The sequence below is a fragment of the Acinetobacter soli genome (assembly GCF_018139125.1).
GTDB classification, from domain to species: domain Bacteria; phylum Pseudomonadota; class Gammaproteobacteria; order Pseudomonadales; family Moraxellaceae; genus Acinetobacter; species Acinetobacter soli.
Genome location: NZ_CP073241.1, coordinates 2979568 through 2993530 on the forward strand (window position 1 = coordinate 2979568; position 13963 = coordinate 2993530).

General features: G+C 45.0%; 12 protein-coding genes. 7 read left to right on the forward strand and 5 right to left on the reverse strand.

Annotated elements, in window-relative coordinates; translation table 11 throughout:
- Positions 1–129: 129 nt before the first annotated feature.
- A complete protein-coding gene (locus KCV09_RS13675) occupies positions 130–777 on the forward strand; it encodes a hypothetical protein (protein WP_004934427.1) in 648 nt (215 codons plus the stop codon).
- A gap of 39 nt (positions 778–816) precedes the next feature.
- Here KCV09_RS13675 and KCV09_RS13680 read toward each other — a convergent pair whose 3' ends face one another.
- Positions 817–2640, reverse strand: a complete 1824-nt coding sequence (locus KCV09_RS13680; protein WP_025095684.1) for an acyl-CoA dehydrogenase C-terminal domain-containing protein — start codon at positions 2638–2640, stop codon at positions 817–819.
- 235 nt (positions 2641–2875) lie between these two features.
- Between KCV09_RS13680 and KCV09_RS13685 the strand changes: the two genes are divergently transcribed.
- Complete coding sequence (locus KCV09_RS13685) at positions 2876–5149, forward strand: hypothetical protein (RefSeq protein WP_151814911.1); 2274 nt, start codon at positions 2876–2878, stop codon at positions 5147–5149.
- A 147-nt stretch (positions 5150–5296) separates the two neighbouring features.
- Here the strand turns inward: KCV09_RS13685 and KCV09_RS13690 are convergent, their stop codons facing one another.
- Entirely contained in the window at positions 5297–7009 is a 1713-nt protein-coding gene (locus KCV09_RS13690; protein WP_151814912.1) for an electron transfer flavoprotein-ubiquinone oxidoreductase, read from the reverse strand.
- Between the two features lie 185 nt (positions 7010–7194).
- On the opposite strand from KCV09_RS13690, the gene KCV09_RS13695 reads away from it, so the two are divergent.
- The 5 genes from KCV09_RS13695 to KCV09_RS13715 all read left to right on the forward strand — a co-directional run bounded on the left by KCV09_RS13695 (position 7195) and on the right by KCV09_RS13715 (position 11599).
- Entirely contained in the window at positions 7195–7806 is a 612-nt protein-coding gene (locus KCV09_RS13695) for a DUF1285 domain-containing protein (RefSeq protein ID WP_004934440.1), read from the forward strand.
- Between the two features lie 46 nt (positions 7807–7852).
- On the forward strand, positions 7853–8743 hold the full coding sequence (murI, locus tag KCV09_RS13700; RefSeq protein ID WP_212515282.1) for a glutamate racemase: 891 nt from the start codon (positions 7853–7855) through the stop codon (positions 8741–8743).
- Between the two features lie 78 nt (positions 8744–8821).
- The gene (locus KCV09_RS13705; RefSeq protein WP_004945132.1) at positions 8822–9859 is read left to right on the forward strand and encodes a DUF4062 domain-containing protein; all 1038 of its coding nucleotides are present in this window, start codon (positions 8822–8824) and stop codon (positions 9857–9859) included.
- Positions 9860–9917: 58 nt separating this feature from the next.
- Positions 9918–10940, forward strand: a complete 1023-nt coding sequence (hemH, locus tag KCV09_RS13710; protein ID WP_212515283.1) for a ferrochelatase — start codon at positions 9918–9920, stop codon at positions 10938–10940.
- A gap of 14 nt (positions 10941–10954) precedes the next feature.
- Complete coding sequence (locus KCV09_RS13715) at positions 10955–11599, forward strand: MBL fold metallo-hydrolase (protein ID WP_004934450.1); 645 nt, start codon at positions 10955–10957, stop codon at positions 11597–11599.
- 24 nt (positions 11600–11623) lie between these two features.
- Here KCV09_RS13715 and KCV09_RS13720 read toward each other — a convergent pair whose 3' ends face one another.
- From KCV09_RS13720 to ribA, 3 genes are all read right to left on the reverse strand, one after another.
- Positions 11624–11830, reverse strand: coding sequence for a hypothetical protein (locus tag KCV09_RS13720; RefSeq protein ID WP_212515284.1), 207 nt, complete (start codon positions 11828–11830; stop codon positions 11624–11626).
- Positions 11831–12040: 210 nt separating this feature from the next.
- Positions 12041–12979: an oxygen-dependent coproporphyrinogen oxidase gene (gene hemF, locus KCV09_RS13725; protein WP_212515285.1), complete on the reverse strand. Its 939-nt coding sequence runs from the start codon at positions 12977–12979 to the stop codon at positions 12041–12043.
- 115 nt (positions 12980–13094) lie between these two features.
- Positions 13095–13697, reverse strand: coding sequence for a GTP cyclohydrolase II (gene ribA, locus KCV09_RS13730; protein WP_004934462.1), 603 nt, complete (start codon positions 13695–13697; stop codon positions 13095–13097).
- Positions 13698–13963: the final 266 nt, after the last annotated feature.

Below are 13963 nucleotides of genomic sequence, written 5' to 3' on the forward strand. Positions count from 1 at the left end.
TGTTTAAACTTTAGCTGGTGAGTATCAGGCTGCAGTCTTGCTACGACCATGCTCTTTTTTTCACGCTCTTCAACAATTAAGTCTTATCACGCACTTATTTGTTTTGTCTTGTTTACGGTATTTTGTGATATGAATATGATGCCTTTTTCATCGTCACAGCAGATCAAGCTACCTCACCTGATGTGTATGGGGGTAATCGGTATGAGTCTGACCGCTTGTGATGCGAGCAATCCTTCGCACGAGCATGTGTCGAGTCAACATGTACGCCCTTCAGAAATGAATGTACAGATCGATTCGGGCAAAAAATTATCCGATGTTGCTGGGCAAGCGACGTTGCCAGTTTCACAGCATGCATTTAAAAATGCCGAAATTTCTGAAGATGCTTTGCGTTATGTCGGGCGTTATCACACGCGTATTGCCTGTGTAGATACGGCATTTAATTGTCCGCAGGGCAGTGCCGAATATATTTTGACGTTATTAGAAGATGGTACAGCACATCAGACCTTGGTGAATCCGGGACGACTGGGCGCAGAAGGCAACATCAAGGAAAAAAGTGCCTACCGTCAAGATAACTGGACCTTAGATAAAACCCACAACCAGATCGTGATAGAGCTAAACGAAGGCGTCGACATTTACTACAAAATTGAACCCGATCAAGATTTAAAGCTTAATCTGGCGCGTACGATCGATCACGAAAAATTAAATCCACGCCGTGAACTAGAATTTGGACTCATCGCACCTAAGCAAGAATATATTCTAGAAAAAAGAGACGATTAAAAAAAAGGGCATCATCGGATGCCCTTTTTTGAATTTGAATTAATAATCAAAACTAAAATGTTCTGAAGGCAGTGCCATCAAGGAGCGAGATGGATTCACCATCGATTCTGCATGCCCTTGAGTGCGTGGCAACAAGCGTTCAAAATAGAAGTCTGCAACTTTAATTTTAGCTTTGTAAAATTCCGCAGTTTCTTTGCCGTCACCTGCTTCTAATTTCTCAGAAGCAATCACTGCCTGCTGTGCCCAGAAATAAGCCATCATCACGTAGCCTGAGAACATCAAATAATCCATTGAGGCAGACGATACAATGTCACGGTCTTTACGTGCGGCAAGCATAATACGTACAGTCAGTGTATTCCACTGTGCGCATAGTTTGGTTAAATCCCAAGCAAAACGGCGCAGATATTTGTTACGTGCATGACGGCCACAGAATTTCAAAATTTCGGCAGTATAGTCACGAACTACTTTACCTTTTGAAGACAATAATACTTTACGACCAATCAAATCGAGCGCCTGTACGCCTGTTGTTCCTTCATACAAAGTGGCAATGCGTGCATCACGTACGATTTGTTCCATACCCCATTCTTTGATGTACCCATGCCCACCAAACACCTGCACGCCATTATTGGCAGCTTCTAGGCCCAGCTCGGTCAAAAAGCCTTTCAAAATTGGCGTATAAAAGCCTAATTTATCGTCGTATTCTTCATACTTTGCCTGATCGCCCACCAGAAGTGCATCGGTCATTTTATCGGCCAATTGTGCAGCATGATAAATCATGGCACGACCACCTTCGGCAATCGCCTTTTGAGTCAACAGCATACGACGTACATCGGCATGATGGATAATCGCATCGGCCACTTTATCTGGATCTTTTTTCCCAGAGAGTGCACGCATGGACATACGCTCTTTGGCATATGGCAATGATCCCTGATAAGACAGCTCGGCATGTGCGATTCCTTGTACCGCTGTCCCGATACGTGCGGTATTCATAAAGGTAAACATGGCATGCAAACCTTTGTTGATTTCACCAATCAGATAAGCGGTTGCACCATCAAAGTTAAGCACTGCAGTGGCTGAGGCTTTGATCCCCATTTTATGCTCAATCGAACCACAGTTCACCGTGTTGCGCTCACCTACACCGCCGTCTGCGGTTGGCAAAAATTTTGGCACAATAAATAGTGAAATACCGCGTGTTCCCGGAGGGGCATCTGGTAAACGTGCCAACACAATATGCACGATATTTTCTGTCAGATCATGTTCACCCGCCGAAATAAAAATTTTGGTTCCAGTGAGCTTGTAGGTACCATCTGCTTGAGGTTCGGCTTTGGTTTTGACTTGTCCCAAATCTGTACCACATTGTGGCTCGGTCAAACACATGGTGCCCGACCATGTTCCTGCCACCAAGTGTGGCATATAAGTATTTTTTTGTTCTTCACTACCAAACTGCAAGATGGTATTCATACAGCCCATACTTAGGCCCGGATACATGGTGAAAGCCCAGTTTGCAGTACCCATCATTTCAGATTTGATGAGATTGAGTGACATAGGCAAGCCCTGACCACCAAATTCTTCCGGATACGAAAGACCCTGCCAGCCGCCTTGTACGAACTGGTCGTAGGCTTCCTTATAACCTTTTGGAGTGCGCACCTCACCGTTTTCAAAATGACAACCTTCATCATCACCACTTTGATACAAAGGTGACAATACATTTTCACAGTAATCGGCCGCACCTTCTAAAATCATGTCGATAGTATCTGGATCTGCATTTTCTCCGTTTGACAGAGTTTTAAAGTGCGCAGGATAATCAAACACTTCATTCATCAAGAAACGTACATCACGGAGTGGGGCTTTATACGCTGGCATCGTCTTAACTCCTAAATGGATTGGAATAGAGTGGCTCTATTGATGATTTATTATTGACACAGCTGGCTAAAAAAACATTGATAACGTGACTTGAAAAAAATGTCAGAAAAGCGAATTGAAGATCGATGTGGTTCGTTTTGATTCTGATTTTCTGATACAGTCAAAAACCTGTGTTTTTTTCAAAAAAACAAGTTGAAGCTTTGAAACTATAACTATATTAACGGTGTAATCGGTAATGATACGTCTAAAATACTTAACTTTTTGTTTATTGGGTTTGAGTCTGAGTGGTTGTACCCAACATGTCATAAAAACCAATAATGAAAAGCAAGCGCTTGATCAGCAAGCTGTTCGTGGTTTAAATGCCATGTATCAATATCCAAGTTATGACTATAGCGGTCATTTTTCAGTAAACGTGGATGCATCGACAGCTCAAAGTCGCAAAAATCACCCAGCGCCTGCTTTGCTCGATCCAGCTTTGCAGCTGAAAATCGATCAATTTTTAGCAGATCAACAGATTAAGCTGAGTTCTGCGGAGAAACAGGCCTTTTACGCGGCCATTGCGCAGCAAAAAAAATCGGGTGCGCTTGATCCATCGCGTTTTGAAAAAATAGCCGAGACCTTACTCAATATTTTAAATGACGTTCAATTTAAATTTGACGGCTCCATTCACTATCGCGAACGGATCGGCAGCTTTAATTTAACGGCACGTTATGAAAAGCCTACCTTGTTGGTGCAGGCCAAAGTTCCGATGATTCTGGACTTAAAGGCCTATCGTTTTTATACCAATTATTTTGCGATTATGCCGTATCTGGTGAATCAGGAGAGCCAAGACTCATTGGCCTATCTCGATTTTTCTAAATATTCAGAGGAATTGAAACAGGTCAATATGCAAAAGCTGGTCGAGTATCTGAAGGCCTCGACTGCTGTGATGTATGATCTGGCCGAACCCGGACAATTACAGCGTCTATCGGTAAATCGTAATGATCAAGCCAAAGGTGTGGTTGAAAAAATCCGTCTCAAGACCACGCTTGAGGATGTACTACTACAATCGGGAATGTTTGAACAGGTCAATCAAAAATACTTTAACCAGTCTGTTTTAGGGCTTAAAGATCAATCGCTTGAGCAGTGGGCGGAAGGTGAGGCCACAGCTCAGCAAGCCGAAAAAATCGTGACTGGTAAAGAGACACCTGAGCAACAAGCCGATGCTGCTGCACTGTCGCTGTATCAGTTACTCAATCAAAAATTTAATTTAACGGCCAGCGAAGAACTCGAGGCAACTGAGCTTGAGTCCGAATCTGACTCTGAGGCATCGGATCAGGAGACGTCTGTCGCGGTTGTAGACGGTTTAGATGCCGAAGCATGCCAAGCCTTGAATCAGTCAAATCAGCCGATTGCGGCAGGCGATGCGACCTATTGTATGCAACAGTACGACATCGATGTTCTGCAATCGGTACAGACACCAAAAATGTTGGGTCTCACTGAAGCACGTGCTGAACTGGCCAAAACTTTTGCGGCTTACGATCAAAACCAGTTTATCGATCAAGATGCGTTTAAAGCTTTATGGAATAAACATCAAGCTGAGATTCAGCGTGTAAAGGCGAAGGTACAAAGCTCCAATCCGTTTGTCCTCGATGTCGGTCTTGATGCTCAAGGTCGAGCGGCTACCATCGACTATAATCTCGGCTTTACTTTGCCGGGCAGTGACAAAAAGCTTAATCTTCGTGCCGATACCCTAATACAAAACTATGGCCATGCGACACCTATCGATACCAAGCAGTTAAAACAAGCCAAATCATTTAAGGAGGCCAGTAAGGGCTCCATGGTTGAAGGGCTTGTGGGAAATCTAAGTAAAACCTTAGGGCAGGACACCACATCAAAGACCTCTTCAGGTGCTGAATTGTCTTGGGACGATCAGTTAAATCAACTGGCTGAACGCACTTACGATCAAACCCGATCTTATGAAAAGACCTTTAATGCCGTATTCATTGCCAAGCTCACGGCAGATTCACCTGAGTTTGTTCGACATTATTCACGTCAGGATTTAAACGAAATTGCGCAGGTTTATGCTTATTGGTATTCAGATGAAAAAACCAATCCGATTAATGCAAAGCGTTTGGCCGTGATAAAACAGTTGCAACAAAAGCATAAGTTGGTGCAGGACGATCAATTTGATGCTGAACTCGGCTATGACGTTGACCGTATCGTGACACAAGCCATGCAAACCAAAACCGAGCGTCAGCAGTGGAAGACGTTGCAGCAACAATTTAAACATCAGCCACAACGCTTGTTTGCCCAGCAGTATATACTGAGCTTTGAAAAAGAAAATGAACTGGATGCGACTCAGCGTAAACAGTTGCTCGAGGTGGCCAATATCTTAGGGCGTGTTTATGTCGATACCCATCAAAATAAACTTAGCCCAGCAACTGTACAAGGCGTACAGGAAGCACATCTTGAATATATCGACTACGATTTATTTAAACAGGTCTATGTGCAGTTAATGACACATTAATTATTCATACTGAAAATAAAAAAACTGGATTCTTGATCCAGTTTTTTTATGCGGGTGGTTTGTTTAACCACCCGCTCTAGCTTAAGCGTATGACGATATATTTGGAGATGAGAAGCGATTATCGCTTCGCAAGAACGATCCAAATATTTACATATTTGGATAGTTTGGACCACCACCACCTTCTGGTGTCACCCAAGTGATATTTTGCGAAGGATCTTTAATATCGCAGGTTTTGCAGTGTACACAGTTTGCAGCGTTGATCTGGAAGCGCGGCGCAGCACCATCTTCAGCCACAACTTCATATACACCCGCAGGACAGTAACGCTGTGCCGGTTCATCCCATTTAGGCAGATTCACTGCAACAGGAATGCTGGCATCGGTCAATTTCAAATGCGATGGCTGATTTTCTTCATGCAAGGTATTTGAAACAAACACAGAAGACAAACGATCAAAAGTAATCTTGCCATCAGGTTTTGGATACGTCGGCTTAACACTGACTTTGTCTTGTGTTTTTAAAGCACTATAATCCGGTTGCAGGTCATGCAAGGTAAATGGCACTTGAAAGATATTTTGGTCAACAAAGTTAAATGCACCACCCATCCAGAGGCCAAACTTGTGCATGGCTGGACCAAAATTACGGGTGCGGTGTAATTCTTCTTTGAGCCAGCTGTTGTCAAATTTGTGCGTGTAGGCAGTTAGTTCTTTGTCGAACAGATCATCACCTTCCACGACACGGGCAACAGCCAAGTCACCGCCTTTTTCGACACCACGTGCAATCGCTTCAAATACCGCTTCGCCACACAGCATGCCAGATTTCATGGCAGTGTGAGAGCCTTTGATCTTGGCAAAGTTTAAGAAACCTGCGTCATCACCAATTAAGCAACCGCCTGGGAAGGTCAGTTTCGGCAATGAGTTCAAACCACCTTTCACCACAGCGCGTGCGCCATACGAAATACGTTTGCCACCTTCAAGATATTGCTTGATGAGGGGATGGGTTTTCCAGCGCTGCATTTCCATAAACGGGAACATGTGCGGATTCTCATAAGATAAATCCACGATCATGCCCAAGGTCACTTGGTTATTTTCAGCGTGATAAAGCCACCAGCCGCCCGATGAGCCTGTTTCACTCAATGGCCAGCCAGAACCGTGCATCACCAAGCCCGGTTTGTGTTTCGCTGGATCGATTTCCCAAAGCTCTTTAATCCCGATACCGTAATGCTGTGGATCGGCATCTTTGTCGAGATTAAATTTGTTGATCAGGCGTTTACCTAAATGACCGCGGCATCCTTCGGCAAACAAGGTATATTTGGCATGCAGTTCATAACCTGGCGCAAAGTTATGCGTTGGTTCACCATCTTTACCAATGCCCATGTCGCCAGTCTGAATACCTTTAACGGTGCCATCAGCATGATAAAGCACTTCTGCTGCAGCAAAACCTGGGAAAATAGACACTTCCAGTTCTTCTGCCTTTTGACCCAACCAGCGCACCACATTGCCGAGTGAAATGACATAATTGCCATCGTTATGCATGGTTTTAGGCACCATCCAGTGTGGTGCTTCCTGAGACTTTTCATCCGACATCAAGAAATAGGTTTTATCTTCGGTAACCGGTACATTTAGCGGCGCACCTTCTTCTTTCCAGTTCGGAAAAAGCTCATTCATTGCGCGTGGCTCAAGTACCGCCCCAGACAGGATGTGAGCGCCTACTTCGGAACCTTTCTCGACGACGCAGACGGATAGATCGGATAAATTATTTTCAATCGCGAGTTGGCGAATTTTAATCGCAGCAGACAGACCTGCAGGTCCTGCACCAACGATCACTACGTCAAACTCCATCGCTTCTCGTTCGATGTGTTCCATGTAGGACTCCTCATATTGCTAAGGGTGGCAACCGTAATTTGATATTCGGTGCTGCCATGAGTGTTCTGAATCTCTAGACACAAGCCACGGATCGTGTCTTTAATAGTCTGGGCTAGTATAGATTTAAACCGTCATCTAGCCAATTGGCTGAGTCGTTATATTTTCTCGTCAGCAAGGCATAAACTATGGTAAATCAAAATAATTCATCTCAGGAGAGTGAAAAATCACCCTCAGATGATGATAAAAACTTAATCAACATTGCACAATACGTAAAAGATGTACAGCAAAGTCACAAAAGGTCAATACCGCCTCTCGACCAGTGGCACCCAAAGCATTGCGGTAAAATGGATTTGATCATTAAAGCCAATGGAGAATGGTGGCACGAAGGTCAATTGATGAAACGACAAAGCATGCTGGATCTGTTCTCAAGTGTACTGTGGCAAGAGGCGGGCAAATTTTATCTGAAAACCCCGGTCGAGCAAATCGAAATCGAGGTTGAAGATGCGCCTTTATTGGTCAATCGGGTCGAGCAGGTTCAGATTGACGGGCAGGCGTATTTGCAATTGACCACGACCAATCAGGATGTGGTGCTGGTCGATGATGCACATCCGATTTTTATGCAGGAATACGCTGGCGAACGGCGCCCCTATGTACATGTACGTTTTGGACTCAATGCCTTAATTCAACGACAGGTATTTTATCATCTGGTAGAACTGGGCCAGCTCGATGAAACACCGGATGGAAAAGTGGTTTTAACACTAAAAAGTGGTGATTTGCTCTTGCATTTAGACAGTTGAGGTTTAAGCTTGATGCTCAGTTCCATCTTGTCTTTGAAGTGCTGAAATGACTGCCATCTTTCCTGTTTCTCTTGAACTTGACCCGATGCCTGCGGCGTCTGCCGATGCACCCATCGGGGTGTTTGATTCGGGTGTAGGTGGCTTGTCGATTGCGCAGGAAATTGCCCGTCATTTGCCCAATGAGCAGATCGTATATTTGGCCGATACAGCGCATGTACCTTACGGCCCACGGCCCGATCACGATATTCGTCAGTTGACGGCCCGTGGTATTGAATGGTTATACCGTCAGGGCTGTAAAATGGCTGTGGTGGCCTGCAATACCGCATCCGCTTTTAGCCTAGACAGTTTGCGTGCCCATTATGGCGAATCGTTTCCGATTGTGGGGCTGGTACCTGCGTTAAAACCTGCGGTGCTCCAAAGTAAATCGAAGGTGGTTGCGGTCTTGGCAACGCCGGCCACCTTTCGTGGACAGCTCATCAAGGATGTAATTGATCACTTTGCACAGCCTGCGGGGGTGCGCGTGATACCAGTGACGTGTCTGGAGCTGGTGCCGCTGATTGAAGCGGGGCAGGAAATGAGCCACGCCTGTTTGACGTTATTGCGTCAGATATTGCAACCCGTGATTGATCAGGGGGCAGATCATCTGGTGTTGGGATGTACCCATTATCCATTTTTAAAAGATGCGATTGAGCAGTTATTTGGCAGCCAGCTCATTCTGATTGATTCAGGTGTTGCGGTGGCACGACAAACGGCCCAAATTCTGATTAAACATCAACTGATTGCTGAACATGAACATGCCTCGGGATTGCGGATCGCGTGCTTTGTCACAGGTCAGCAACTTCAACAGACCCGTCAGGTGGTTGAGCACTTGATTCCATCGCATCTTACGTGGCAGCTAAACTCGATTCAGGTTTATACTGCGCAAAAGACCAAATAAAAAGATTCGATTCATGATAAATATAAGATTGATCTTTATTTCCTTGCAATCCATCAGTAGCTGAAAGAGGACTGCCGCATGCTCGATCGGCGCTATCAAGTGTTTGTCGCAACCTCAGGTGCAGAAATGTCGCCTGAGCGCCGTGTGATTGCACAAACCTTGATTGGAATGGGTTTTTCATCGTGGTGTGTCGAACAGCGCTCACCCGTAAGCACCGCAATTGCCCGTCGGCAAATTGATGATTGTGATTATGTGATTTTGCTTTTGGGTAGCCAATACGGCGACTGCTCGGTTTCGGGCATTAGTTATATGCATCTGGAGTATATCTACGCCATCACCAAGCAAAAGCCTATGGTGGTGTTCATGCATGCCGATCCCGATGCGCGTGCAGAAGAATTACATGATGCATCGGCACCTGCTCGTGCAAAATTTATCGAATTTCGTAAGCAGCTACAGCAAGAAGTCGATCAGGTATTTTATTATCAAAACTTACGTGAATTGGAGCATACCTTGCGCAGCAACATGCTGCATATGCTGGAGTGTTTTCCGGTACTGGGCTGGATTCGTCCGCAAAATATGCAAACTCTGCAAGATGAAATTGATCATCTGCGCAGCAAGCTTCTGCAATTACAGCGTACACTGCGTCAGTGCGAAGAGGATATGGTGGCCATTTGTGATGTGTCCATCGACGACGTGTATCGGTTTGAATACCGTATTCAGGCCTATGAAGATGGCCATATTCACGAGTTAACCTTGCAACGCACCGAGCCATGGGGGCGCCTGCTGTATGAGCTCTCCAAGGTGTTTCAAAGCCCAATCCCCGAAGAATATTTTGCCAAGTGCCTCAATGATTACCTCAATGATACCGCCTTAAGCGACATACAAAAAACGCTGCCTCAGGTCTATGCGGTCGGACGGGCACAAATTCTGGTGCATGGCTTGTATCACATCAAACTGCAAATGCGACAAAACGAATGGATTGTTCCGGTTCAACGTGATGAACAGCAACGAATGCAGTGGCGACTGACCGCAGCAGGGCAGCATATGGTTGATCGCTACTTTCAACATCAAAATCGAAATTTTCAATCAAAAACTGATTCATATTCCAATTTATAAATAACCTGAAAACCTGATACATTAAGCTCAGTCATAGGGTATTGATACAGGACAAAGTATGCCAAGCATACCTAAACCAAAAGTTACAGTGATTTTGGCCAATCTGGGCACACCCGATGCTGCGACAGCACCGGCTGTGCGTGAATTTTTGCGACAGTTCCTATCGGATCAGCGGGTAATCGAAATTCCAAAAGTGATTTGGCAGATTATTCTGAATTGTTTTGTATTGCCGTTTCGTCCCAAGCGCGTTGCAGAGGCGTATGCCAGTATCTGGAATCAGGATTCACCCATGCGGGAAATTCTGTATGCACAGGTTGCGGGCATTAAGCAGCAGCTCGATACGCAGTATCCTCATTTAGACCTGAATATTATTCCGGCCATGTCATATGGCAATCCGGGCATTCAAGCGGTGCTCAAAAACTTGTCGCAAATGCCACAAGAGCATGTGATTGTATTGCCGTTATTTCCACAATATTCGGCCACTTCAACTGCACCGCTATATGATGCCTTTGCGCGCTGGATTCCCAAGCAGCGCCATTTGCCGGGCCTGACAATTCTGAAAGATTACTATCGTCATCCTTTATATATCGAAGCACTGGCCAACAGTATTTCACGTTTTCAGGCAACTCATGGCAAGGCACAAAAACTCTTGATGTCGTTTCATGGTATTCCACAGCCTTATGCCGACAAAGGTGATCCGTATCCAGAGCGTTGCCGTGAAACGGCTCGACTGGTTGCTGCACATTTGGGATTACACGAAGATGAATGGGCCATCAGCTTCCAGTCTCGTTTTGGAAAGCAGGAATGGGTCAAACCGTATACCGACGCCTTGCTTGAAGAGTGGGGCAAAAGTGGCGTAGAAAGTGTTCAAATTTTAAGCCCGGCGTTTTCTGCGGACTGTTTGGAAACTTTAGAGGAACTTGAAGTAGAAAATGCTGAACTATTTTTGGAATCTGGTGGTCAGCGTTACGAGTATATTCCAGCATTAAACACCAATGCTGAACATCTTGAGTTGTTAACACAACTCCTTAAAGTGAATCTGGATGCCCTAGATTACACGCTTGCATATCGTGAGCATTGAGTGAAGAGAACACTATGTTACAAGTGAAAATCGTGCCGGTTACGGCCTTTGCGCAGAACTGCTCAATTTTGTGGGACAGTGAAAGTAAAGAGGCTGTGCTGATTGATGCGGGCGGTGAAGCTCAAAAGTTAAAACAGACCGTTGAAGAATTGGGTTTAACAGTAAAAGCCTTGTGGCTTACGCATGGGCATCTGGATCATGCAGGTGCGGTTGGAGAGCTTGCCCAGCTGTGGCAAGTGCCTGTGATTGGCCCGCACAAAGAAGATGCCTTTTGGCTCGATATGATTCAAGAAGTCTCTGCGCGTTATGGCTTTCCCATTCCACAGCCAGTTCGAGTGGATCAATGGCTTGAGGGCGGAGAAGTACTGACCCTCGGTGAAACTGAGTTTGAAGTGCGCTATGCACCTGGGCATACGCCAGGTCATGTCATGTTTTATAGTGCAGACTATAATTTGCTCTGGACAGGTGATGTGTTGTTTAAAGGCTCAATTGGGCGCACAGATTTCCCGCGCGGTGATCATGCCCAATTACTCGCGTCTATCCAGCGTGAATGTTTTAGCTTGCCAGATCAAACCCAGTTTATTTCAGGCCACGGCCCGATCAGCACCATTGGTCATGAAAAACAGTTTAATCCGTTTGTCGCGGGCAAAGCGGGTTAAGTCACAATGCGTTGATTGAAGAGCTTAAGGATTACAAATCGACTCAAGCTCTTCGATCACATGGGTCATCATCATCAAAAATAGTCCGACACTGGCAAAGACGTTAATTGGAATCGAGATACCATCGGAATAGACGTTATCAAATCCGAGCGTAATAACAGACGAAACAATCAAGATTGCAACGGTCATCCAAAATAACAATGCGCGATTATTTTCAAAGAGATGGGACATGGAGATAGCCTTTTCATAAGAATTGAATAAGTAAAACAAACCTTGATGAAATAAGCATGACATGCAGGATCGATTTACACTGTAAGCATCTTTCTTGGTTTGCAACCCCTAAGTGCCTGCATCAGGGATTTCCATGTTAGAGCATAAACGATAATTCAAAATAGACAAGAGACTGTCTCGATAAGAAACAGTCTCATTTGCAAGGAGATATTACAGCAGACCTAACCAATCTTGTGGTTTGAGGTAGTAATCGGTGAGCTTTTTCTCGGCAGAATCTTGATCCCATTCAGGACGATAGGTCCATGCAGCGAGGTTAGGTAAACTCACTAAAATCGATTCAATTCGGCCCCCAGTTTGTAAGCCGAATAAGGTGCCGCGGTCATAGACTAAATTGTATTCGACATAGCGCCCGCGACGATAAAGCTGAAAATCACGTTGCGCTGGTGTGTAGGGCTTATCACGATTGCGCTCAAAAATTGGCAAGATCGCATCCAGATAACCGTTACCTACGGCCTGCATATAAGCAAAACATGTATCGAAATCCCAAGCATTCAAATCATCAAAAAATAAACCACCCACACCACGCTGTTCATCACGATGCTTTAAATAAAAATAGTCATCGCACCATTGCTTATGCTCGGCATATACACCATCGCCAAAAGGTTGGCACAAATCAAATGCTGTTTGATGCCAGTGTTGGACATCCTGATCATTTGGATAAAATGGGGTTAGATCGAATCCGCCACCAAACCACCAGATCGGATCATGTCCTTCAGGCTGAGCCACAAACAAGCGTACATTGGCATGTGAAGTCGGAATATTCGGATTTTTAGGATGGATGACCAGTGATACGCCAAGCGCCTGCGCTTTGGCACCGGCAATTTGAGGATGGCGTGCCGTAGCAGAGGCGGGCAGTTGAGAGATGTTGATGTGTGAAAACATCACACCACCTTTTTCAATCACGTCACCATTTTGCAACACCCGGGATCGGCCACCGCCACCTTCTGGACGCTCCCAATCATCAATCACAAACGTCGCACTTCCTCCCCCAAGCTGTTCTTGCTGTTCAAGGCGGCTACAAATACGTGCTTGAAGATCGAGAAGAAACTCACGGACCCGTTGAATATCGTCTGAAGTTGGATATTGCATGCTGTGCCTCAAATAAAAACTTAAACGCGTCTGATCATCAAAACATAAAACCTTAAAAAAAGTAAGGGATTTTGAGCCAAAAATGACTCAAGCGTCAATTTCAATGATCTATCGCTTAGAAGTCATCTTTTTGATAGAGATGAGACATACGCTCTTTTTTGGTTTTAAGGTATTGCTCGTTAAACGGATTTTTGCCCACCGTGAGAGCAACACGTTCGGTAACATCAATGCCAAGATCGGTTAGCGCATTCAGTTTGAGTGGGTTATTGGTAATCAGCTTGACCTGCTTGATCTGTAAATGATCCAGCATGATGGTACACATGTCGTAGCGGCGTGCATCGGCGGGTAGGTTCAACAGTAAATTGGCATCTACGGTATCGTGTCCCTGATCTTGCAGTGCATAGGCACGGATTTTATTGGTCAATCCAATGCCACGGCCTTCCTGACGTAAATACAAAATCACACCCTGACCTGCTTGATTGATCAGTTTCTGTGTAGCTTGCAGCTGTGGACCACAATCACATTTGAGCGATGCAAATGCATCGCCAGTGAGGCATTCTGAGTGAATACGCACCAGCACTGGCGCCGTCGGTGGTGACTCTAAGCCTTTAGACAATGCAACGTGCTCTTCGCCCGTTACAGGATCTTGAAAGACTGAAATATTGAAGTCACCAAATTGGGTCGGTAGTTTAGAGGTCGCGACAAACTCAATAGCCACAAATTACTCATCTTTAGGTCAATGAAATCGGCTAAAGTATAGCGTAATGCTTAGAGATTGGTAGAATTGTCATGTCGAAATTATTCAGAACCTTTTCTTTTTTTTAGAAAGCGGACAATAATGGTTGATAAATTGTGAGATTATTCAGGATAATCTACGCCACCCTAAGCACATGTTAGTTGTGCTCAATACTGCATCGTTAGAAATGTGGCTGATTGAAGGTGATTTAATTCGATATGCGTATCGAATTCCCATTTACCCAGCTT